Origin of the sequence: Barnesiella viscericola DSM 18177 (assembly GCF_000512915.1) — a bacterium.
In the GTDB taxonomy this organism is placed as follows: Bacteria; Bacteroidota; Bacteroidia; order Bacteroidales; family Barnesiellaceae; genus Barnesiella; species Barnesiella viscericola.
The window spans coordinates 2,494,357-2,519,402 of record NZ_CP007034.1; the positions used below are offsets into that span (position 1 = coordinate 2,494,357).

At 49.8% G+C, this 25,046-nt stretch carries 16 protein-coding genes and 2 pseudogenes; 16 read left to right on the forward strand and 2 right to left on the reverse strand.

Translation table 11 applies throughout. From position 1 onward, the window contains the following. Positions 1-16 precede the first annotated feature (16 nt). The 14 genes and pseudogenes from BARVI_RS10345 (at position 17) to BARVI_RS10405 (ending at position 18,370) form a co-directional block, all read left to right on the forward strand. Entirely contained in the window at positions 17-1,285 is a 1,269-nt protein-coding gene (locus BARVI_RS10345; protein WP_025279178.1) for a SusF/SusE family outer membrane protein, read from the forward strand. 110 nt (positions 1,286-1,395) lie between these two features. After that, positions 1,396-3,222 (forward strand): glycoside hydrolase family 127 protein, encoded by a 1,827-nt coding sequence (locus BARVI_RS10350; RefSeq protein ID WP_025279179.1) that lies wholly within the window; start codon positions 1,396-1,398, stop codon positions 3,220-3,222. A 43-nt stretch (positions 3,223-3,265) separates the two neighbouring features. Then, positions 3,266-5,470 (forward strand): annotated as a pseudogene (locus BARVI_RS10355) (glycosyl hydrolase); the annotation flags it as partial. 60 nt (positions 5,471-5,530) lie between these two features. Further along, a pseudogene (locus tag BARVI_RS13675) lies at positions 5,531-6,409 on the forward strand (glycoside hydrolase family 43 protein); the annotation flags it as partial. A gap of 18 nt (positions 6,410-6,427) precedes the next feature. After that, positions 6,428-8,695: a beta-glucosidase BglX gene (gene bglX, locus BARVI_RS10360; RefSeq protein ID WP_025279181.1), complete on the forward strand. Its 2,268-nt coding sequence runs from the start codon at positions 6,428-6,430 to the stop codon at positions 8,693-8,695. 4 nt (positions 8,696-8,699) lie between these two features. Beyond that, the gene (locus BARVI_RS10365) at positions 8,700-9,809 is read left to right on the forward strand and encodes an aldose epimerase family protein (protein WP_025279182.1); all 1,110 of its coding nucleotides are present in this window, start codon (positions 8,700-8,702) and stop codon (positions 9,807-9,809) included. Between the two features lie 31 nt (positions 9,810-9,840). Continuing rightward, complete coding sequence (locus BARVI_RS10370) at positions 9,841-11,280, forward strand: hypothetical protein (protein ID WP_143240976.1); 1,440 nt, start codon at positions 9,841-9,843, stop codon at positions 11,278-11,280. Beyond that, entirely contained in the window at positions 11,277-12,755 is a 1,479-nt protein-coding gene (locus BARVI_RS10375) for a glycoside hydrolase family 30 protein (RefSeq protein WP_025279184.1), read from the forward strand. Before BARVI_RS10370 ends, BARVI_RS10375 begins: the two co-directional genes overlap by 4 nt. 106 nt (positions 12,756-12,861) lie before the next feature. Continuing rightward, on the forward strand, positions 12,862-15,201 hold the full coding sequence (locus tag BARVI_RS10380) for a hybrid sensor histidine kinase/response regulator (protein ID WP_038534361.1): 2,340 nt from the start codon (positions 12,862-12,864) through the stop codon (positions 15,199-15,201). After that, positions 15,176-16,492, forward strand: coding sequence for a sigma-54-dependent transcriptional regulator (locus BARVI_RS10385; protein WP_025279186.1), 1,317 nt, complete (start codon positions 15,176-15,178; stop codon positions 16,490-16,492). The genes BARVI_RS10380 and BARVI_RS10385 overlap by 26 nt, the downstream gene beginning before the upstream one ends. Before the next feature lie 295 nt (positions 16,493-16,787). After that, entirely contained in the window at positions 16,788-17,204 is a 417-nt protein-coding gene (locus BARVI_RS10390) for a hypothetical protein (protein ID WP_025279187.1), read from the forward strand. A gap of 230 nt (positions 17,205-17,434) precedes the next feature. Beyond that, positions 17,435-17,734 (forward strand): helix-turn-helix domain-containing protein, encoded by a 300-nt coding sequence (locus BARVI_RS10395; protein ID WP_025279188.1) that lies wholly within the window; start codon positions 17,435-17,437, stop codon positions 17,732-17,734. A gap of 34 nt (positions 17,735-17,768) precedes the next feature. Next, a complete protein-coding gene (locus BARVI_RS10400) occupies positions 17,769-18,062 on the forward strand; it encodes a helix-turn-helix domain-containing protein (RefSeq protein ID WP_025279189.1) in 294 nt (97 codons plus the stop codon). Further along, complete coding sequence (locus BARVI_RS10405; RefSeq protein ID WP_016273983.1) at positions 18,059-18,370, forward strand: helix-turn-helix domain-containing protein; 312 nt, start codon at positions 18,059-18,061, stop codon at positions 18,368-18,370. Before BARVI_RS10400 ends, BARVI_RS10405 begins: the two co-directional genes overlap by 4 nt. Positions 18,371-18,430: 60 nt before the next feature. Here the strand turns inward: BARVI_RS10405 and BARVI_RS10410 are convergent, their stop codons facing one another. Together BARVI_RS10410 and BARVI_RS10415 are read right to left on the reverse strand one after the other, a co-directional pair. After that, positions 18,431-19,753, reverse strand: a complete 1,323-nt coding sequence (locus BARVI_RS10410; protein ID WP_025279190.1) for a site-specific integrase — start codon at positions 19,751-19,753, stop codon at positions 18,431-18,433. Between the two features lie 21 nt (positions 19,754-19,774). Then, positions 19,775-20,998, reverse strand: coding sequence for a site-specific integrase (locus tag BARVI_RS10415; protein WP_025279191.1), 1,224 nt, complete (start codon positions 20,996-20,998; stop codon positions 19,775-19,777). A gap of 435 nt (positions 20,999-21,433) precedes the next feature. Here BARVI_RS10415 and BARVI_RS10420 point away from each other — a divergent pair, with 435 nt between their 5' ends. Both BARVI_RS10420 and BARVI_RS10425 read left to right on the forward strand, forming a co-directional pair. Continuing rightward, positions 21,434-21,778, forward strand: coding sequence for a translation initiation factor (locus BARVI_RS10420; RefSeq protein ID WP_025279192.1), 345 nt, complete (start codon positions 21,434-21,436; stop codon positions 21,776-21,778). Positions 21,779-21,784: 6 nt separating this feature from the next. Beyond that, positions 21,785-25,042, forward strand: a complete 3,258-nt coding sequence (locus tag BARVI_RS10425) for a UvrD-helicase domain-containing protein (protein ID WP_025279193.1) — start codon at positions 21,785-21,787, stop codon at positions 25,040-25,042. Positions 25,043-25,046 lie beyond the last annotated feature (4 nt).

Below are 25,046 nucleotides of genomic sequence, written 5' to 3' on the forward strand. Positions count from 1 at the left end.
AAAACAACAATTAATCATGAAAAAAATCTGTTGGTTAGCTGCTGTTGCAACCCTGTCGATATCAGGCACTGCATCAGCTCAAGCAACCCTGTCGGAAATTTCCGAGCTCTTCATGGTAGGAGATCCTACCCAATGGAGTGCATTCGAACTCGTCAAAACATCTGATCATGTCTTCTTCTATCAAGGCAAGGTGGAAGGCGGCGACGGTGTCTCCACCGGACGCTTCCGTGCCAGTGCATGGGGTGCTGATGTCGTATTCAACGGTCCTCAGGTTCATGCCGTCGAGGACAAGACTCTCCTCAGCCCCGCGACATCGGCGACTGCCAACATCGACTATAACAACATGGAAGGCGGCGATAAGAACTGGTATATCGCCGAAAGCGGCAACTACCGTATCGTATTCGACCTTGATAAGGCCATCGTTTCCATCACTTCGGACTTCAGCGAAGTCCTTCCCGTGATTACTCCCAGCGTATACGCAGTGGGCGATGCCACTATCGGAGGCTGGAATCCGGCCGAAGGCACTCCTTTGACCCTGGACGCGACTAATCCCTACATTTTCACATATCAGACATATATGAAGGGCGGTGCTTTCAAGTTCAGCCTGCGCAATGATAAGGAGTGGGATGGAAACTGGATTCATCCGGCGCAGAATATCACCATTGGTGCAGAAGGTTTGAAAAAATGCGCCATAGAAGTATTCCGCGGAGCCGACCTGAATGACAACCAGTGGACTGTATCTGAAGCTGGAACATACAAGATTACGCTTGATTTGCGTAACATGGAGATGAGCGCAGAATACCTCAGCGACAAAGTTATCGCTAACCAGCTCTATATGGTAGGCGACCTTACAAACTGGTCTTTCCAGCCAATGGAACAGGTTTCGCCTAACGTCTTTGAGGCGACTTTCGACAACTGCGAGTCTGGCAAAAGATTCCGCGCATCGATGGCTCCCGTATGGGGAACACATCTTCGCCCCGAAATAGACAATACTGAGTTGGCAATCGACAACAAGTACGGTCTGGATATCAAGATGGATCAGAACGAAGATTACAACTGGGTAACCAAAGAACCGGGCACTTACAAAATCCGCTTCGATCTCAACAAAATGAAAGTCTCAGCCAACAACGAAACCACGACATCAATAACAGAAATCATTCAAGATGGCGGCAATGCCACCTGCGAATACTTTAACCTTCAGGGTATCCGTGTAATGAATCCTGTTGCCGGGGAAGTATACATTCAGCGAACCGGGACTACAGTCAGAAAAGTTATCATCCGCTAACAAAAGGATATAATACAATATCGGGGGTTGCAGTCCATCGACTGAGCATGAACTGCAACCCTTGTTATTTCCATTTCACGAAACAAACAATACGTATTTTTACCATGGCCATAAAACATTTCGTCATAGCATCAGCCCTTTTAGTAGCATTTACAGCACAGGCCGACCGGCATATGTCACAGATTGATAATATTGATTTTTCACACGTGTCGATATGCGATTCTTTCTGGTCGCCGAGGTTGGATGATCTGGCAAATAAAACCATTCCTCACTGCATTGATCAGATTGAGAATAAGACATTACGAATGAGTAACTTTATCAATGCCGCAAAGGGGCATGGCGAGCATTCCGGACTATGTTATGATGATTCCGATGTGTATAAGGCAATGGAAGGAATGGCCTACAGCCTCATCAATAATCCGGATTCGATAATTGAGAGAAAACTGGAAACCTGGATCAATATGATTGCAGATGCGCAATGGGATGACGGCTATCTGAACACATATTATACCATCGTAGCTCCAACTCCTCGATGGACAGATATGATAATGCACGAGATGTATTGCGGAGGCCATCTCTTTGAAGCTGCTGTTGCTTATTATTCCGCAACCGGCAAACAGTCCTTTCTCAATGTTGCGAAACGATTTGCCGACCATATGATGCAGACTTTCGGTCCGGATAAGCGACACTGGGTGCCTGGACACGAGGAAGTGGAACTCGCCCTTGTGCGTCTGGCAGATGCTACAGGAGATAAAAAATACCTCGATTTTGCCCATTGGCTTCTTGAAGAGAGAGGTCACGGTTACGGATCGCATGGCAACGGTGCGCCATGGGGAACCGAGTATTGCCAGGATGATAAACCAGTAAGGGAGATAACAGACATCACGGGGCATGCCGTCCGAGCCATGTATCTGTTCTGCGGTATGGCTGACGTTGCCGCTAAAAAAGCTGACAGAACTTATCTCGACGCGCTTCAGCTGGTATGGGAAGATGTGACGGAGCGCAATATGTATGTCACCGGGGGTATTGGATCCTCAGTCCATAACGAGGGTTTCACGGAAGACTATGACCTACCCAATCGTGAAGCTTACTGCGAGACCTGTGCTTCGGTGGGTCTTATAATGTGGGCATCGCGGATGAACCGTCTTTTTGGAGATGCCGGATATATCGATGTTCTAGAGCGGACAATGTATAACGCCGCTCTTGCCGGTGTCCAATTAGGAGGTGAAAAATTCTTTTATGTGAATCCTCTCGAATCGGATGGTTCACACCATCGTCAGGAATGGTATGGGACAGCCTGCTGCCCGAGTAACATTTCACGCTTCCTACCTTCTATGGGGAATTATATCTATGGGATTGACAAAGACAATATTTACGTCAATCTTTTTATCGGAAATAAAACAGAGATTGACGTAGACAGCGTGCCTGTGCATATGTCGATATCTGGCGGATATCCTTTTGCAGGGGATGTCAAGATTACAGTTAAACCGGAAGGAAGCCTGCCGAGAAACATAAAGCTGCGAATTCCCGGATGGTGCGATGAGTATGCGCTAAAAATCAATGGTGAGAACCGAAAATTTACGAAACAAAACGGATACGTGACTATTCCTGTTGATAAGATGGGAGCAGACATAGAACTCAGTATGGCAATGCCCGTCAATATTATGGCGGCCGACCCGAAGGTAAAAGAGAATCTTTGCAAGAGAGCTGTTATGCGTGGCCCTTTGGTTTATTGCATGGAGGAATGTGACAATCCCTGCTACGATGCTGCCACCATTAATCACGATTCTGAATTTTGTGTTGAAGACGGGGAGGGATTGCTCCGTAATTTCAAGATTCTAAAAACAAACGAAGGAAATATCACATTCATACCATATTTCGCGTGGGATAACCGCAAGCCAGGTAAAATGAAAGTCTGGGTCGACCTGGGCAAATAATATTAAAAAACTACCTTCTGCCAATCAAATCATATATATCGCAATGAAATACCATTTCAAGACCGTCGTAGTGTCATTAATATTATGTCTTGGTTCAATTATTTGTGCACAAGGCATTGCACATGCTACTGATTCGAAATACCTCGACTATTCGGCTCCACTGGAAGAGCGTATCGAGGATGCACTTTCGCGTATGACTCTTGAGGAAAAAGTCAAGATGGTTCATGCCCAGTCGAAATTCTCCTCTGCCGGTGTTCCCCGTCTCGGAATCCCGGAACTATGGTGTACTGACGGGCCTCACGGCATTCGTCCGGAAGTATTCTGGGACGAATGGAACAGCGCCGAGTGGACCAATGACTCTTGCACTGCATTCCCGGCTCTAAGCTGCCTGGCTGCCACATGGCGCCCGGAATTAGCCCGTGAATACGGCAGAGCCATAGGCGAGGAAGCGCGATATCGCCGCAAAGACATTCTGCTTGGCCCCGGAGTGAATATGATGCGTACACCTCTCAACGGCCGTAGTTTCGAATATATGGGCGAAGACCCGTTTCTTACGTCAACAATGGTCGTGCCTTATATCCAGGGCGTTCAAAGCAATAATGTTGCGGCATGTGTCAAACATTTTGCTCTGAATAACAACGAAGACAACCGTTATACGACGAATGTACATGTCGGAGAACGTGCTTTGCATGAAATATACCTCAAACCGTTCAAAGCTGCCGTAGACGGCGGCGCATGGGCCATTATGCCGGCTTATAATCTCTTTGAAAACCGCTACTGCTGCGAGAACCCGCGACTTTTGAAAGACATATTGAAACAACAATGGGGATTCGACGGTGTCGCAGTCAGCGACTGGGGAGGTGTGCACAACACCGACGCTGTTCTTGAAGGGGGGCTTGACCTTGAAATGGGTACCGGCACTGACGGTGTGTCGGTAAATATGAATGCCTACGACAGCTATTATATGGCCAACCCCTATCTCGAGAGACTGAGGGATGGTCGTGAATCCGTTGACGATCTCAATGACAGAGTGAGGCGCATACTCCGCACAATTTTCCGCACGTCAATGGCTCCTTCCAATTGGAAAGGCCGCTTCACTTGCCCCGAACATTATGCCACAGCCCGCAAAATCGGCTCCGAAGGAATTGTTCTCCTTAAAAACAACGGTATACTCCCTTTGAAACAAGATATCCGCAAAATTCTTGTAGTAGGTGAAAACGCAGTGAAGATGATGACCGTCGGAGGTGGCTCGGCTTCTCTGAAGGTACAGCATGAAGTTACTCCATTGGCCGGATTGAAGTCGGCATTACATGATGTGGTTGTTGACTGGGAACGAGGATATATCGGAGCGGGAAGCACGGTATTCGACAATGTGAAAAGTCAGGACTTCGAGATGTTGGCCGAAGAGCGAACTCCCGAGCAACTTAAAACCGATGTACTTGCAAAAGCGAAAGACGCCGATGTCGTGATATTCATTGGCGGCTTGAATCACTCCCTCTGCCAGGACACCGAGAATTCCGACCGTAAGACTTTGCAGCTTCCATACGGACAGGACGAACTTATCTCAGCTATTGCCGATATAAATCCCAATCTGATTGTGGTAAATATTTCAGGCACACCGGTATTGATGCCCTGGGCGGATAAAGTGGCCGCTATTGTCCAGGACTGGTATCTCGGCAGTGAGGCTGGCAACAGTCTTGCCGATGTCCTTACCGGCAAAGTCAACCCGTCGGGGAAATTGCCATTTACTTTCCCAAAGCGCATTGAGGACTTGCCTACTAATGGTGAGCGCCGTTATCCGGGAATCCGACGGGCTGATTCCGACATTTATGACATATATTATGACGAAGATATTCTTATAGGATATCGTTGGTATGATTACAATGGACTTCCGGTGTTGTTTCCGTTCGGCTACGGCCTGAGTTATACTGATTTTAACATCGGTAAACCGGTCGTGACCCGGACTGGTATTGGCTATAACCTGAAAATGGATGTATCGAATATCGGTTCGACATCCGGCGCAGAAACGGTACAGGTATACGTCTCGGCTCCCAAACTGAAAGGACTGCTTAGGGAAAAGAAGAAACTTGTTGGTTTTTCAAAAGTGGATCTCGCACCGGGCGAAACCCGCAGTGTGTCTGTTGACATTCCGTTCTCTTCTTTGGCTTATTATGATGAGGAAACGGCTTCTGAACGTATACTGGATGGTAAATATGTCTTTTCCGTAGGCTCGTCATCAGCCGACCTGCCACATAAAGTCGCTGTGAAATATGATAGTGCGACCGATATAGGGGGAAATCCCTGTTTCCCCGGGTGGTATGCCGACCCGGAGGGAATCGTGTATGGCGACACGGTGTTCGTATATCCTACGCGCAGCCTTCCTTTCAAGGAGCAGACCGCAATGGACTGCTTCTCTACCACCGATCTCATCCATTGGACTAAACATGAAAACATCATCAGTACAGAAGATGTCAAATGGGCCTGGGGTGCGATGTGGGCTCCGGCAGTGCTTGAGAAGGACGGGAAGTATTATCTTTTCTTCGGGGCAAACGATGTCCACGAGGGCGAAATCGGCGGTATTGGTGTCGCAGTCAGCGACAAGCCGGCAGGTCCGTTCAAGGATCTGCTTGGCCGACCGCTGATAAATGAGATAGTGAACGGGGCGCAGCCAATCGACCAGTTCGTTTTCAAAGACAAGGATGGGAGTTATTATATGTATTACGGAGGCTGGGGACACTGCAACATGGTCCGTCTCGCCGACGATTTCAAATCTCTTGTCCCTTTCCCCGACGGCTCGCTCTACAAAGAAGTGACTCCAAAGGATTATACAGAAGGGCCGTTCATGCTTGTTAAGGACGGGAAATATTATTTCATGTGGAGCGAGGGCGACTGGACCAAAGACGACTACCGGGTGGCCTATGCAATCGCCAATTCTCCTTTCGGTCCTTTTGAACGGGTAGGCACTATCCTGGAATCAGACCCGGAAATAGGAACCGGCGCGGGACATCATTCCGTGATCCGGTCTGGCGAAACGGGCAAATACTATATCGTCTACCACCGCCATCCGCTCGGAGCGACCGACGGCAACGACCGCGTCACATGCGTCGATGAGCTTCATTTCGACTCAAATGGCAGAATACGCCCCGTGAAGATGACTTTCACAGGGGTGCCAGCAACAAAATTCTGAACCAACCGAAGCAATAGTATGAATCATTCTAATATAACCACAGCCGTCCTGCTTTTACTCTATGCCGCTACCGCTCAGGCTCGTGATACAGATAACAACGGCTTCATCGACAGTCTTATGGCTGAGATGAGCATTGAGGAGAAAATCGGGCAGCTGAATTTGCCCGTCGGCGGAGATGTGGTGTCAGGAACAGCACAGGCAGCCGTGCTCGACTCTCTTATCATGCAAGGAAAAATTGGCGGCTTCTTCAATGTCAAAGGAGTTGATGCGGTTGCCCGCTTTCAAAGGTTAGCAGTTGAGAAAGGTCCGCACGGCATACCCTTGCTCGTGGGAGCTGATGTGGTGCATGGTTATGAGACAGTCTTTCCAATCCCTTTGGCATTGTCGTGTTCATGGGACAGCACCGCCATAGCCGAAATGGCCCGTATCTCAGCTATCGAGGCTACAGCCGACGGTGTAAACTGGAATTATAGCCCGATGGTCGATATCTGCCGAGACCCGCGTTGGGGCCGTATCGCCGAAGGATCCGGCGAGGATCCGTATCTCGGAAGTGTTCTCGCCCAAGCGTATGTTCATGGATATCAGGGCGACGGGATGCGTTCTGACTCATCCCTTATGGCTTGTGTGAAACACTACGCATTATATGGAGCTGCGGAAGGTGGACGCGATTACAACGGCGTTGACATGAGCCGCGAATGTATGTTCAACTATTATATGCCCCCTTATAAGGCTGCCGCGGATGCCGGTGTCGGTTCGGTGATGACATCGTTCAATCTTATCAACGGTCAGCACGCCACTGCCTCGGAGTGGCTTATCAACGGGGTTCTGCGTAACGACTGGGATTTTGACGGTTTTGTTGTCACTGACTACGGCTCAATAGACGAGCTGCCGATTATGGGAGTGGCAGACAAAGAAGACGCCGCCGCTGTCACATTAAGGGCCGGCACAGATATGGATATGGTTACAGGCAGATATCTCAACGATTTAAAAGGTGCTCTTGAGCGCGGACTTGTTACTGAAAAGATGATAGACGACGCGTGCCGTCGCATCCTGATTGCCAAACAACGGCTCGGACTATTCGACGATCCATATAAATATTGCAAGCCTGAGCGTCTGGCTAAAGATATGTACACGCCCCGACATCGCAAGATTGCCCGGGATATCGCCGCCGAAACCTTTGTATTGCTTAAAAACGACAAGCATCTCCTTCCTTTGCAAAAGAAAGGTCGGATTGCGCTTATCGGTCCTCTCGCCAATGCCGCAAACAACATGAGCGGGACTTGGAGCGGCTATTGCAAGCCTGAAAATCACAAGTCGCTGCTTGACGCTTTCCGCGACGCCCTCGGCACCGATGCTGAACTGCTTTATGCGCAGGGAAGCAATATCTACTATGATGAGACTACCCAACGAAATTGCGACTGGGGCCGTTCTATCGCTCGCGGGAACGATGACGAGATGCATCGTCAGGCCATAGAAATTGCAAATAACGCAGATATCATAATCTGTGCGCTTGGCGAAAGCGCGGAAATGAGCGGTGAGTCGTCGAGCCGTGCGGAAATCACAATCCCCGATACTCAGCGCGATCTTCTCAAACAGTTATACGCTACCGGGAAGCCTGTAATACTGTTGCTTTTCACCGGCCGTCCTCTTGTGCTTGACTGGGAGGACAATCACATTCCAGCCATACTGAATGTGTGGTTCGGAGGCAGCGAGGCAGCCGATGCCATAGCGGACGTTGTCTTCGGCGAAAAGGTGCCGTCCGGGAAACTGACTACCACATGGCCGCGTTCAATCGGCCAGATACCACTGTATTACAATCATCTGCCCTCAAGTCATCCCGACTTTGATTCCACGCAGTTTAACCCCTATCGAAGCAACTATATCGACGTGAGCAACGAACCTCTTTATCCGTTCGGTTATGGATGCAGCTATACCACATTCGCTTATTCAAAACCATATATAAGCACCGACCGATTGGCAAAAGGAGGGGCTATATCGCTTTCAATAGATGTCAGCAATGCCGGGGATTACGATGGATACGAAATTGTGCAATTGTATATCAATGATCCAGTTGCCCGGATAGCCCGTCCTGTCAAAGAATTGAAATCTTATAAACGGGTATTCATCCCGAAGGGTGAGACCGTGAATGTCAGCTTTGAGATAGACAGCGACATGCTCAAATATTATGACAACGAGCTGAAATATGGTTATGATTCGGGTGAATTCCGCGTTATGGTGGGTCCAGACTCAAAGGATCTTCAATCCTTGATTTTTTATGCCGAATAAAACAATGAAACATATTATCTATTTCGCAGCCGCACTGATAATGGTTGGCTGCGCATCAAATCAAAAGACGACTTTATCAGGCCTTGACAAAAATGATTTTGACACCATTGTCAACAATCAGAAAATATCCCTGTTCACCTTGCACAACGGCGATATGGAAGTCTGCGTCACAAACTACGGAGGCCGAATTGTGTCGCTTATGGTTCCAGATAAAGACGGCCGACCACGCGATGTCGTGCTCGGGCATGACAACATCCGTGACTATCTCGAGATCGACGGCAACTTCGGAGCGATTATCGGACGATACGGCAACCGAATCAACAGAGGCCGCTTTACGCTCGATTCAATAGTTTATCAACTGCCACAGAACAACTATGGGCATTGTCTCCATGGTGGGCCGATAGGTTTTCATCATTCAATATGGAGTGCCACCCAGACAACTGACACCACACTTGTACTTACACTGCACAGCACTGACGGCGATGCCGGCTTCCCGGGAAACCTAAACGTCGAAGTTGTATATAGTTTAACTTCCGATTGTGGATTGAAAATCGCCTATACCGCCTATACCAATAAGCCGACCATCATCAATCTCACAAACCACAGCTATTTTAATCTTAGCGGAGACCATACAAAAGAGATAACCGATGAACTGCTGACAATAAAGGCTTCAGGTTTTACCCCTATCGACTCGACGTTTATGCCGACAGGAGAAATCCGTTCCGTCAAGGGAACAATATTCGACTTCAACCACATGCACGCTATTGGAGAAAACATCAATGCTGACGACGAGCAAATCATCAATGGAATGGGCTATGACCATAACTTTGTCCTTGACAAGAGTTGCCCATTTGCAGCGCAGCTTTATGATACCGTGAGTGGTATTGTAATGACTGTTAGCACAGATCAGCCAGGCTTACAGTTCTATTCAGGTAATTTCCTCGACGGCCAGGTCTGTGGAAAGAATGGAATTGCCTATCCGAAACGGTCTGCTCTATGCCTTGAGACACAACACTATCCTGACAGCCCTAATCACTTAGATTGGCCATCTGTGCGCCTTAATCCCGGAGAAAAGTACCATACTGAGACTGTATATTCATTTTCAATACGTTAGAACTATTATGTATAGATTTAGAACACTTATCGTGATGCTGAAATTATGTCTGCCATTCCTGGCTTACCATACGACATTCGCACAAGCACCTGAACTATATGTCCGTGGAATCTCCGATGACTGGACCGTTCAGGAAAAATACAGGATGGTAAATGATAACGGCGTATATTCACTCTACATCGATGAACTGTCGTCGGTCTACACATTCAAGATATGCACGGAGGATTACTCGCTTCAATATGGTTCGACAGACACTTTTGAATTTGATGTGCCAATGGCCTGCATCAATGCTTATGGCAACAATTTCCGTGTAAAACAGATCAATGGAAATTCGACGACCGTGTACGGCGCGACACTTCTGTTTGATTATAGCAATCCTTCGGCACCAACATTGACAGTGTGTCCTGACATATATCTAGCCGGTGATGTCACTGACTGGAGCAATCACAAGAAAGGATACAGATTTATCAAAGAGGGCGATTCCTATGTGCTGCGGACAAAAGATTTAAATGGCCGATTCAAGATTGTTGCCGCTGTTGCTCCAGAGTGGGATGCGCAATATGGTGGCGTGGCATCGATTAAATCAGGCAGGACATATCAATTACAACGCGATGGCTGTGATATGACGATTGAAAATCCTCTCGGCGATATTGAACTGGTATTTAACAAAGTAAACAATCGACTGACAGTCAATAAATTTTCTGATATCTCCGGAAATCTGACATACTATCTTACCGGCGATTTCAATAATTGGAATCCTCATGATGAACGGATGCGTTTCATCGGGTCAGAGGGAATTTATGAATTGAAGATTCCACGCCTCACCGGTGAGTTCAAAATCACCACACCCGATTGGAAATGGCAATTTGGATCAATGGTTAAGGGTATTAAATACAATGAAGTGATACCACTTGAATCTGCCCAAAACGAGTGCAACATGTATTTCGAGGAACCGATTGCTCAGGAAGTGGCCATAACACTTGATATGAACAACCTCACTCTGTCATGTATCGGAATGCCGATGCTTTATCTCGTCGGCGACTTTAACGACTGGACCATACTGCCATTCTATGCGTTCGATTACAATGACGGAACATATACTCTTAACACGCCTCACTTCACCGGAGATTTCAAGATAGTAGACCGCGAGTGGAATATCCAGTTGGGGACAAAGACGCAAGAACAAATAGAAGCGGGCAAGAACTTCTGTCTTGACTATGCCGCCACCGTGGGAGACAACATCCGCTTTGACGGCATTGATAATGCGAATTCCGACACTCGTCTGAGAATGACTCTAAAAGCAGATGGCATAGGCAATAAGCCAACCTCAATAACAGAGCCACCACTGATTACTAATTCCGAAATACATTATGACTATTTCAATCTTCAGGGAATGAAAGTCAATCGCCCCACAAAGGGCATTTATATCCGTCATAACAATCAGATAAGCGAAAAAATATATATACGATGAAAAGAATGACATTACACAGTATTCTTACGCACCTCTGTCTGATAATGTGTACCGCCGGTGCGGTGTGTCAGAATCATTATCTTCCCAATCCAACTCTGCTTATAGAACACGATACAACGCCGGCAGATATAAAAGCCTGTTATGTATCATATGATGGATCGAAGCTGCTGTCGACCGAAAACTTGAAATTTGACGACAGCAGCCGGGACAAGTCAGAGGGTATGATAAACATAAACACCAATCAATTATATCAGGAAATCGACGGTTTTGGCTTTGCCATCACCGGCTCGGCATCATACAATCTATCCAAGATGGAAGCATATCGACGCCACGATTTTCTTGTCCGTACATTCTCGCCCGATGAGAATGTCGGTTATGGATGCTCTTATTTAAGGGTGCCCATAGGTTGCAGCGACTTTTCGTTGAGCGACTATACATGCTGTGATACACCCGGTATCGAGAATTTTGCACTCACTAACGAAGAAACTCGTTATATTATTCCTGTGTTGCAGGAAATATTGCAGATTAATCCCGATATCAAAATTATCGGCGCCCCGTGGACTGCCCCCCGCTGGATGAAAACTAACGGAGAATGGACAGCAGGTCATCTACGTGAAGAATGTTATCAGGATTATGCCTTGTATTTCGTGAAATGGATAAAGGCTTTTGCTGAAAATGGCATCCACATTACTGCTGTCACCCCTCAGAACGAACCTCTCCATGGAGGTAATAGCGCTTCGATGTTTATGCTTTGGGAAGAGCAACGCGATTTCATCAAGACAGCCCTTGGTCCGTCGTTCAGAGACAATAATATCGACACTAAAATTTATGTGTTTGACCATAATTATAGCTACGATAATTGGGAGGGACAGATAGGTTATCCCAGTCTGATATATTCCGATTCTCAAGCCAAACAATATATTTCTGGAGCCGCATATCATAATTATAGCGGGGATGCTTCGGAAATGACCGCAATACACGACGCCAATCCTGATATGGCATTGCTTTTTACGGAATGGACGGCAGGAGAATGGTACCTGCGAGTGGATCATGCAAGAATTCTCGAAGATGTGAAAAATCTGATTTTTGATGTTGTCAACAACTGGGGGCGCGGTGCGATAGTGTGGAATATGATACTTGATAACAATCATGGACCGTATCGTCCGGGAGGATGCTTTAACGGTAACGGAGCTGTTGACATTGATATCGAGACATATGGCAAGATAACATATAATTCATTTTACTATACAATTTGCCTGGCGATGACAGCCTCACGACCCGGTGGACACAGAGCGTCTGTTGACGGGAATGTCGCCGACACGGAGTTCGTAGCCTTTTCAAATCCAGACGGTACAACAGGAATCATAGCTACCAACAATTCTGTCAATGCGAAGAAAGTGACGATTTATGATGGCAAGAGATACTTTTGCATTGATATCCCACCTCTCACTGCGGCATCCTATCGTTGGCAATGAACTTTCGCTAATATCGTTATAGCTTTTAGATTCGGTATTTCTCATATAAACAGACTATTATATACCATTTTGTAATGTCTCCACCAATATTTGTCTCGTAATAAATATGATTCGAAAATCGGGCCTTCCTCATATACCGATTATATCCGGATATATCCTTATTCTTGTGCTCACTGTTGCAATAGGTTATGCCTATTATAACGAGGAGCACACTTTATCTCTGATGGATGAGAGGAATCGTTCCGCCAATGAGCTGCGTCGGGAAATAAACGAACTTAACATGCACATGACAGCACTCTCGCTTATGGGCGAAACCGCGATGGAGTGGACTGACATGGAGCGGGACAGATATCATCGCCAGAGACTCCATATCGACAGCACACTGTGTGAGTTCAGCCGGATCTTCATTTCGGAGGCAGCCGACATAGACAGCCTCCGTATTCTTCTTGAGGACAAGGAGAAGAAACTGCTCCAGCTTGCAGAAATATACCGGCGTCAAAAGGCTCTCGGTGACGAGATGGCCAACAAACTGCCTGTGATAGCTCGCCAGAGCGCCAAAGAGGAGCCAAAGAAACCTAAGCGCAAAGGCTTCCTCGGTTTATTCGGCAAAAAGGAAGAACCAAAACCCTCTGCCACCACGACCATGCTGTACAGTTTCAACCGTGGTCTCATGGCTGAGCGCAGGGCGCAGAACGAAAGCCTTAAAGCCCATGCAGACAGCCTGTCACGGCAAAACAGGAATCTTAACGTCCGCTTGCAGAATCTTATAAGTTATCTTGACGGTAAGGCCCAGGCTGATCTCCGGCAGCAGGAACTTGAGATTGCAGCTACCCGTGAAGAGTCATATCGTGATATAGGTGTACTGACAGCCATCACCCTATTGATGCTGTTCGTTTCTTATGTCATAATACACCGCGATATGAAGCGGCGAGACCGGAATAAGCACAAACTGGAGGAAAGCATACGGCAGAACCGGTCGCTGCTTGAAATGCGTAAGAAAATAATCCTCACCATATCCCATGACATACGCGGTCCGCTAAACGTGATAAGCGGCAGTGCAGAACTTGCCATTGACACCCGCGACAAAAGGAAGCGTGACGGCTACCTGAACAATGCACGGTACCTTTGCCGCCACGTGGTTCACCTTCTCAACAACCTGCTGGATGTCTACCGGCTCAATGAGGCGAAAGAGACCCCGAACAATGTCCCGTTCAGGCTGAACGTACTGTTTGACAGGATAGCCATCGGTGCGGCGCAGATAATCAATGACAAGGGTCTGCTGTTCAAGCACGATTACAGGAATATCGACGTGACAGTAATCGGAGACGAGGACCGAATAGAGCAGATTGCCGACAACCTGCTGTCGAATGCCGTCAAGTTCACACAATCCGGATCCGTCGGAATCGCGGCATCATACGACGACGGCCGGCTTGTAATGGATATCAGCGACACAGGCATCGGTATGTCGGAAGAAACCGTGGACCGCATATTCAGGCCGTTCGAGCGTGCCGACAACGTGGAGCATGTGGAGGGGTTCGGACTTGGACTTTCCATCACCAAGGGACTGGTAATTATGCTCGGAGGAACTATCGACGTGATAAGCAATGTCGGCAAAGGCACAACTTTCCATATCACCATACCGCTTGAACTGACCGGGAATATAGAATCATCCAGCATTCCGGAAGTAAAGCCTGTCGGTGTTTTGCGTCTGCCGCATAATGTAATCGTTATAGACGATGATCCGCTCCAGCGTGATATCATAAGCGAGATGCTTGAACGCAACGCTGTTTCGTGTAAGGTATGCGCCACAGCCTCTGATGTGGTGAAGGCAATGCGTGAACGCGACTACGATATACTGCTTACCGATATAAATATGCCCGGCACCGACGGATTCGCACTGCTTGAACTGTTGCGCAAGTCCAATATAGGAAATTCAAGGACAATCCCGGTGGTGGCAATGACAGCCAGGGATGATGACGAGACCAGACCGCTGATTCAATGCGGGTTCTCCGGCTGTATATTCAAACCTTTCTCCATGCAGGAACTGCTTGAGCGCATATCCATTATAATGGCCAAATCATTGCCGCTTGATGGAGACCGGATTGACTTTTCCCCACTGATTGCAAATGTCGCCAATCCCGTAGTCATATTGCAGGGACTTGCAGATTCAACATACGATGACATTGCAGAACTGAAAGAGTCTGTCGCTAAAAACGATAGAAAAGCCATTTCATCCGTGTTGCACAGAATAAAACCTGTATGGGAAATGGTTGGCATTGAAAGCGTGCTTCAACCGTTAAGAAATGCTGTCAAGAAACGGAGTACAACCACGGCTGATATTGAAATCCTCATGTCAGATGTGATTTCGGCAATGGAGAATCTGATTGAGAATATAAACGAAGAACTGGAAACAATAAAGAATGAAGAGCAGGATACTGATAGTTGAGGACAACGTGACCCTCTCCCAGATGCAGAAGGACTGGCTCACACGCGAGGGATATGACGTCATGACTGCAATAGATGCAATCGTGGCACGCAGGCATATACGCAGAACGGATTTTGACCTGATACTCTCTGATGTACGCCTGCCCGAAGGGGACGGTCTGTCACTGCTTGCTTGGCTGAAAAAAGAGAAGCCGGGCATTCCTGTTATCATTATGACGGAATATGCCTCATATCCCGATGCCGTCAAAGCCATAAAGATGGGCGCGAAGGATTATCTGCCAAAACCGGTACACCGTGAGCGACTGTTCGAGATTGTGAAGGAGCTGATGCATCCGGCTGTGACCATACAGCATTCTCTTGAACGGCTTTTCAAGCGTGACAGCGCGAAGGCGCGTGAGGCATTGCACCTGGCGAAGCTTGTAGCTCCTGCCGACATATCGGTGCTTATTCTCGGCGCCAACGGAACCGGCAAGGAGTCCATAGCCCGTACCATTCATTTCAACAGCCCAAGAAAAGACGAGCCGTTTGTCGCGGTGAACTGTGGCGCCATACCGCCGGAACTTATAGCCTCCATGTTCTTCGGCCATGTCAAAGGCGCTTTCACAGGAGCGGATTCCGACAGAAAAGGATATTTCGATGCCGCGAAAGGCGGCACTCTGTTCCTTGACGAGATCGGCACGCTCCCTTATCACACTCAATCATCATTGCTTAGGGTATTGCAGGAGAATGTATATATGCCGGTCGGAGGAAACACCGAACGCCGTGCCGATGTGCGCATAGTCGCGGCAACCAACGAGAATATGGAGAAATCCATAGCCGAAGGTCGTTTCCGCGAGGACCTTTATCACCGTCTTTGTGAGTTCGAGATACACCAGCCATCTCTGGCGGAATGTCCCGAAGATATCCTCCCGTTGGCCGAGTTCTTCCGCAAGAAGTTCTCTGATGAGCTTCACAAGGAGACATCCGGATTCAGCGCAGATGCCGAGCGGATTATGCTGGCACACTCATGGAGCGGCAACATACGCGAGCTTCAAAACCGGGTGCGTCGGGCTGTGCTTATTTCCAAAGCACCTGTTATCGCAGCTTCGGATTTGAATATCCGTAAATCCACAAGTGATAATGTCACAAAAGTCGTTCCCGATTTGCGCCCCATAAAGGATGATGAAGCTGAAAAGCAACTGATCATCCGCACTTTGGAATCAAGCAATGGCAATAAGACAAAGGCGGCGAAAATGCTCAACATCAATCCTACGACATTATATCGCAAGATGAACAAATACGGTATAGAGTAACATTTATGCCCTGACATACAGCCCTTCTCGCTACTTTTTTGTAACTTTGGGGCGTGAAATAGAAAACACAGGTAGGCGTATTCCGATATGCCTGCCGTTACATACATAAGTTCGCAAGAGTCTCAGACAGAAATCTGGCAGTTGATGTTTAAGGAGAATCATTGCGTAATACTTATGCTGTGCGTATCGCATAGCGTGGTGTTGCGTATTCTCCTTACGGTTTTGCCAGAACCGCTGTCTGAGTGCGTGGACATCGCGCTTTTTCTTTTGCAATGTAACAGAGAAATGAAACGACATGGCAACGGTACGCATCATAACAGCAATGACTATCGACGGTTTCCTCCCGGATGCCGACAATCCCCGGATGCGTTGGCTTATGACCGATGCCAAAGGGTTCCGGCACTGGCATGACATAGGCACATACACACTCCAAGCGGATTACCCGGTCCTTGATCTTGTATGTGACAAGGACAGCACCGACAAATCCTGCATATACACCGCCGAAGTATCGGATCTGGACGGGATGGAGCTTATGACACGGCTCTTCCGTTACAATATAATAGACGAACTGGTAATCCATATTTTGCCTGAAATTGCAGGAACAGGAACCCATATCTTTCAAAACGGCGTGCCGTCAGGGTGGATATTAAGCAAATCCAGCCGGTTAAAGAACGGGATTTGCCGAAACATCTACCGGCGCAAAGCGCGATAATCTCGCAATAGACTATTGCATACCGCCGGAAAGTCTTGCATTTTGCAATACATCTGATTTCCATCATTTCACGCTTGAATATTTTTATCGCACTGATATTCTGATGAATATCGGTGTCTTGTCATGCCTTTTGGTGGCGGTGGCACGGCATTAGCCAATATATGTAGTATAACCGATTGCGCAACACGGTGTAGAACAAACCAATTCATTTACATCAAAAAGAACCGATTATGCTATATAACGAAACAGTGCATAAGATGTTTACCTCGCTCATGGAACGCTTTGACAAGATGGAGCGGGCATTCGAGCGGATGAACAAGCTAAAGGATTGTTTGGACGGCGACACGCTGCTCGACAATTACGACCTGTGCCGGTTGCTCGGCGTCACCAAGCGCACCCTTGCGAGATACCGCCAGAAGAAGCTTATCCGCTACTACATGATAGACGGACGTACCTACTACAAGGCATCCGAGATACAGGAATTCCTACAGATGAAAGGGAAGTCGCTACCCGCCGCCGTGAGCCACTGAAACACATATCGTAAAATCTAAAAAACGTAACATCATGGAAATAATAAGCATGGACATCAGAACTTTCGACGCCCTGTTCTCCAGAATCAGGGAAATCGAGGAAAAATCCGAACTGCTGAGCCGAAAGCACGAGGACATCGGCCTTAAGAAATGGCTCGACAATGAGGATGTATGCAACATTCTCGGAATCTCAAAGCGCACCTTGCAGACCTACCGCGACAAGGGTATCCTACCGTTCAGCCGTATAAGAAACAAGCTCTTCTACCGTCCGGAGGATGTAGAGAAACTGCTCCAATCATCGTATTACCCCAACACATCACAGTTATGAGCCATTATTTTATCGACAGGCAGGATCCGCGTGTGGCAGACCTGTTGCGCCGCCTCGGAAACATCGGGCAGGCGCTCGGACAAGTTGAATCGGTAGCACGTCCCATGTTCAAGGGGGACAGGTTCCTCACTGACGAGGAACTGTCTCGCCTGCTGAAAGTGAGCCGGCGCACCTTGCAGGAATACCGCACCGCTCGTCTTATTCCTTACTACATTGTACAGGGAAAGGCCCTATACCGGGAATCCGAGATACAGAGCCTTCTTGAAAAGGCGCACCGGAAATGCGTGGAGGAACAGAAGTGGCTGTAAAAGCCGCTGATTTCCGCAATATGCGCGCCACTATCAGACATAGGCGGGAACGGTCTGCAATCACAGGCCGTTTCCCGCCTTGTTCCTGAAATTATATTTCCTTCTCTTTTCCATTGCCTTATCCATGCTTTCGTCAATCAAGGTTATTTCAGAACCGGTTGCCTGCATACGCAGACGCTTCATGTCCTCATCCACCTTGCGGTCAGTCACCTGGGCGTATATCTGGGTTGTGGTAATGCTCTTGTGTCCCATCATGTGGCTGACTGTCTCAATAGGAACGCCCATCGACAGCGTGATGTGCGTTCCGAAATTATGCCTCGCCTTGTGAAAGGTAAGGTAAAATCCATATTCCTCGCCAAGTTGTCTGGTCAACCTTATCAAGTGGTTCCTGCAATATAGATTGAAAATCTTCCCGTTTTGGCGCTCATCCCTGTATTTCTCCATTATCCGCATTGGGATGTCAAGCAGACGTATCGCCGAGCGGCTGCCGGTCTTCTGCCTGTTGACGTGTATCCACCATGTGCCATCGGGAGCCTGGGATATGTCATCCTCCGACAACTGTTTGAGATCCGCGTATGCAAGGCCGGTGAATGTCGAGAAGATAAACCAGTCGCGCACTCTTTGGAGATTGGGGGCGTCAATCTGCTTTTCCATAAGCAGTTTCAAGTCGTCAAGCCTCATGTGGCGGCTCTTGCGCCGTGGCAACGGGGGATGGAGTCTCGCATAAGGGTCACGGCGGAGTGTACCCTGACTGACGGCTCGCATCGTCATCTTCTTCAGACGGTAAAGGTGCTCATGGACAGATTTGGGTTTTAGCCCACGGTCTGCGCCGAGAAACACCTCGAAGTCGTCATAGAAAGCCCTGTCAAGAGCGCGGAGCGGAACATCCTCCATATTCCGTTTCCCGGTTACAAATGCCGACAGATGCCGGTAGGAGTTGAGATAGCTCTCATATGATTCCTTAGTGCGGTCTACTCCCACACGCTTGTGGAACTCCTCGTTATGCTCGCGGAAAAGGGCCAGAAGGGTTGATGGCTTGCGACCGATGCCTTTCATGGCGTTCTTCACAAGCTCGGCGGTGACGAAGCCAAGACTGCGCCTTATATCCTCATAATGCTCGTTTATCTCGACTGTCAGCGAGTCTATGGCGCGGTTCACGGTCACGGCATTGGCACTGCGTCCGTCGGCACGCCCTTTTTCGGGGTTCCAGATATCAGGATTCACAGACACTTTCGTGCCTATCTGCTCCCATTCGGCGTCTATGCTGACCTTGCACAAAAGCTGGCATGTCCCGTCCTTGCGGACTTTTGTCCGGTTGATGTAGAAGAGTATGGCGAATGTGCTGCGCCGTTTGGGTGTATTGTTGTCTTTATCCTTTTTCATGACTATGTGAGTTTTAGTTTATTAAATGGCGACAGTGAAGCGTGACGCTATCCGGCTGTCAAGGTTCTGTGTGTCTGTGCCGATTTTGTCATCGGTCACTTTCGCGTAGATCTGCGTCGTGGTAATCCGGTTATGTCCCAGCATACGGCTGACGGTCTCAAGCGGCACACCGTGCGCCAGCGTGATTTCGGTGGCGTAGGTATGACGCCCGCAGTGATAGACCAGTCTGCGCTCTATGCCGCATATCTTGGCAATCCTTTTCAAATATGTGTTCAGGGTGGAGTTGCTGTACATCGGCAGAAGTTTCCCTTCAGGTGCCATTCCACGGTATTTCTTGATAATCCTCAACGGCAACTCAAGCAACGGTATCTCATATTCCATCTTCGTCTTTTTGCGCGAGGATTTTATCCAAACCGTACCGTCCTCGGCAGTTTCAAGATTATCCTCAGTCAGAAGACACATATCGCCGTATGGAATGCCTGTATAGCAGGAGAACAGGAAGAGGTCGCGGACATGGTACAGACGGCTGTCATGAAGCGGTGTCGTCATAATCCGGTGGAGTTCCTCCGAAGTAAGGAACTTCTGCTCACGCTGTGGCTTCTCCGCCTCGTATCCGGCAAAAGGATCTGCGGTTATTATGCCGTCGGTGATAGCCTCCGACACTATCATCTTCAACCGTGTGGTATGGAATTTCACGGAGGATATAGCGAGTCGGCGCTGTGTACGCAGGTAGATGTCATACTTGTCTATGAAGGAACGGTCGATAGCCGTAAACGGAATGTCGGACAACTTATATTCCGTTTCCAGAAATGTTGCCAGGCATTTGTATGTGTAATGGTAGGATTTCAAAGTGGCATGGACCCGGTTCACGCCGACACGCTTTGAGAAATTCTCTATGAACGTGCTGAAATATCCCATCAGTGTCTCCTGTCCGAAAGCCATGCCCTGTATCTGGCACTTCACATCATCGGCAGTCACGCCCATGCGGACAGCCGACAGTTCCTGATAGACGGAAAGTGCGCTTGCCCTGATTTCGTCAAGCTGGCGGTTGATTTCCCTCGACGCGGCGCTCTTGCCCGTGGCACGGCCGAGCATCCATGCCTTCGGCGATGCCGAGAGCTTCGCGCTGAAAGCCGCCTCGGAGTATCTGCCGACATTTATGCGCCCCATCACCGGGCACAGGCCGTCTTCCGATATCTCGCTCTTTTTAAGGTAGAACGAAACCTTTAATCCGCTCTTTTTCATAACTCTATTCTTTGTTTGCAAAATTAACTGATATAGAGTCATTTGTAGGTATGCAAAACGTAGCGGAACCACGAATAGGAATCACAGATGCCATCCCGGAGCCTATATTTCTTCGCATTGCCGGGAAAAATCGCTAAATTTGCAGTAGCAAAGATGCCTGACAAGCGGGTTCTATGGCATAAGACAGGGATAATCATCCATCGGCAAAACCGTCTTCAAGACCGGAATTCCGGACAGGAAAAAGGCAACGGATAGGTAGCGATTCAATCTCCTAACCCTTCCAAAAACCGAATTTTCCGCCGAAAGCACCCTTCGGACGAACAATGCCGATCTCTCCTAACTCTCAACATATTACTTTATTCCCCATTTATTGCCATAGTTTCGCGAATTCCTGTATATTTGTAACAGAACTTATCGGTAAGTAAATTGACAGAAATGAAAAAGGATAACGATTGGAAAGATCGACTGAATATTGTCTATTCGACAAACCCCGATTTCCAGTTTGAAAAGGACGAGGAGGTGGAGCCCGAGACGCTCGAACCGGCCCGGCAGCAACTGCGCATCTCACTCGACAAGCGCAACCGCAACGGGAAATCGGTCACTCTCGTGACCGGCTTCGTGGGAACGGCCGACGACCTGCACACGCTGGCCAAGAAGTTGAAGACCAAGTGCGGCGTGGGCGGCTCGGACAAGGAGGGCGAGATTTTGATTCAGGGCGATTTCCGTCAGAAAGTGTTGGATATTTTGTTGGCCGAGGGCTACCGGGCCCGCATAATCTGATAGGCTATGCTATACATCTACAAGGCTTCGGCAGGCTCGGGCAAGACCTATACCCTCACGCTCGAATACATCAAGTTGTTGTTGGGGTATCGCGATGAGGAGGGGCATTACCGCATTTACCGCAAGAGCGATTCGGCACACCGGCGCATCTTGGCGGTGACCTTTACCAACAAGGCGACCGAGGAGATGAAGCACCGCATCGTCTCGCAACTCGACCTGTTGGCCCACGATACCGACCGATCGCCCTACATCGGCGAGTTGGAGCGGCTCTTCGGGTGTGGCCGGGAGCAGGTGCGGGCCACGGCTGCCGAGACGTTGTATGTGTTGTTGCACGACTTTTCCTATTTCAACATCAGTACGATAGACCGCTTTTTCCAGCAGGTGCTGCGCAATTTCACCCGCGAGGTGGGGTTACAGGGTAGCTTCGAGGTCGAGATGGACAACGAATTCGTGACGGCTTCGGCCATCGACCGCATGTATTCCGACCTCTCGGACGACGACCAGAAGGGGCTGCTCAGCTGGTTGGTACACTATGCCGAGGAGCGCATCGAGTCGGGCAACTGGTGGAGCCTGGGGAGCCGCAGCGAACGCAAGGACGACTTGCGCGAGCTGGCCGGGGAGCTGTCGAAGGAGAACTACAAACTGTACCGTTCATCGATACTCTCCCAAATCAAGGATAAGACGGTGCTCGACCGCTACCTGCGGGAGATGCGCCGGGTGAAGAGCGACTTTGAGTCGCTCGTGCGGCAACTGGGCGAGACGGCCCGGGCGATTATCGAGCGGCACGGGGTGCCGGTAGACCGCTTCAAGGGGAAGAGCCGCTCGTGGGCACTCTATTTCGGGAAGCTGGCCGACGGTCGATACGACCCGCCCACCCCGACCTTCACCGGCAATGTCGATAACGGCGACAACTGGTTCGGGAAGAGCGACCGCCCCGCGTGCTTCGACACCCTCTATGCCGAGCTTAACCCGGTCATGCGCGAGATCGTGGCCAGTTTCGGGGAGCCCTATACCCGCTACAATACCGCCGTGCAGAGTGCCAAATACATCTATGCCCTGGGCATATTGGTCGACATAGACCGTCGCATCGAGGAGTATGAGCGCGAGCACAATGTGTTGCTGCTCTCCGATACGGCCGGGATTCTCAACGAGGTGATCAACGAAAACGACGCGCCCTTTATCTACGAGAAGATAGGCACACGGGTCAACCACTTTATGATCGACGAGTTCCAGGACACCTCCAATTTGCAGTGGGGCAACTTTGCTCCGCTTATCGGCGAGAGCCTCAGCCACGACCACACCGACCTGATTGTGGGCGATGTGAAGCAGAGTATCTACCGGTGGCGCAACTCCGACTGGTCGCTGTTGAACGAGGGGGTGCAGTCGCGTTTCCGCCCGTCGCAATACAGCGAGCGGTCGATGGATACGAACTACCGCAGCTGCGCCCGGGTGGTGGAGTTCAACAACCGCATCTTCGGCGAGGCGGCCGAACGGTTGCAACAGGAGTTGGAGCGCGAGGTTGCCGAGTCGGCATTGGTCGACAACGGTTTCGAGGTGAAGGTGCGCAAGGCCTATGCCGACATTGGGCAGCAGGTGAGTGCCTCGAACCGGGAACGGGGCGGCCGGGTCGAAGTGACCCTGTGGGAGGCCGATACCCGCGACGACTTTTGCAATGAGGCTCTGTCGCGCATTCCCGACCTGTTGCGCGACCTGCAAGACCGGGGGTATTCGCCCGGCGATATTACCTTCCTCACCCGCACGGCTCGCGAGGGAACGCTTCTGGTCGACCTGCTGCTGCGTCTGAACGACGAGAACGACGACCCGCGCTACCGCTTCGACGTCATCTCGAGCGAGTCGCTGCTCATCAAGAACTCGCCGCTCATCGGGTTGCTGGTGGGGATACTCCGCTACATTCAAGACCCGTCGGTCGAGCTGAACCGGGTGATGGCCGTCTATGAGTATAACCGGTTGAAATCGGCCGATACCGACGATGAGGCGGCCGTGCTCTCTTACTTTGAAAACCGAGAAAACATCGGGCAGCATCTCGACGACGATTTCCTGCAATTTGTCGAGAGTGTGCGCCAGGAGCCGCTGTTCGAGATGTGCGAGCGCATCATCGCCCGCTTCTCCCGCCGGGAGAACGACCGGGGCGAGCGCGTCTACGTACAGGCATTCCAGGATTATGTGCTGGACTATTGTCGCACCCACACGGCCGACCTGGCCTCGTTCCTGGCCTGGTGGGACGACAACGAAGACAAACTCTCGGTTACCACGCCGCAAGAGCAAGATGCCATGCGGGTGATGACCATTCACAAGTCGAAGGGGCTGGAATTCAAGGTGGTAATTATCCCCTTCTGCAACTGGAAGCTCGACCACCGTACCGACAAAACCAACTTTATCTGGTGCCGCACGCAGGGCGAACCCTTCTCGCAAATACCGGTATTGCCGCTTCGATACAGCAGCCGGTTGGCGCAGACCTACTACGCCACCGAGTATTTCGACGAGAAAATGCACGCCTATATCGATAACCTCAATGTGGCCTATGTGGCCTTTACCCGGGCCGAGGAGGAGTTGCACATCTTCGCCCCGGCCTTGAAAAACCGCACCAAACGGGAGAGTGTGGGCAGCATATCGGCTCTGCTGGACGTGATACTTTTCCCCGATGAGGGCGACGGCGGCGATTTGCACTATGAGGAGGGGAGTGACTGGCGTCCTGCCCCGAAGCAGTCGACCGAGGTGTCGGCTCCCATCGTGCTTTCGGGTGAATACCGATCGATCGATCCGGGCACCCGGCTGCACTTGCGCTTGCAGGGTAAGGGGGTATTTGGCGAAGGGCACGACCGGGCCTACGGTACCCTCATGCACCGCATATTGAGCGGGGTCGATACGCTCGACCGGCTCGACGATACGGTGGCCGGGTTTGTACAGACCGGCGAACTGTCGGAGGCCGAGGCGGCCGATACGCTTGACCGCTTGCGGTTGTGGCTCGCCGACGAACGGGTGAAGCCGTGGTTCCTGCCGGGAACAAAGGTGTGGGCCGAGCGGGAAATTTTGCAGGCCGACGGCTCTTTCTATCGCCCCGACCGGGTGGTCGAGACGCCCGACGGGGTAGTCGTCATCGACTACAAGTTCGGCTCGGTGGAGCGACCGGCCTACAAAAAGCAGGTGCGCACCTATATGGAACTTGTCGGCGAGATGGGCTATGCCCGGGTGTCGGGCTTCATTTGGTATCTTGCTCTGGGCAAGATTGTGCCGGTCGAGTGAATAG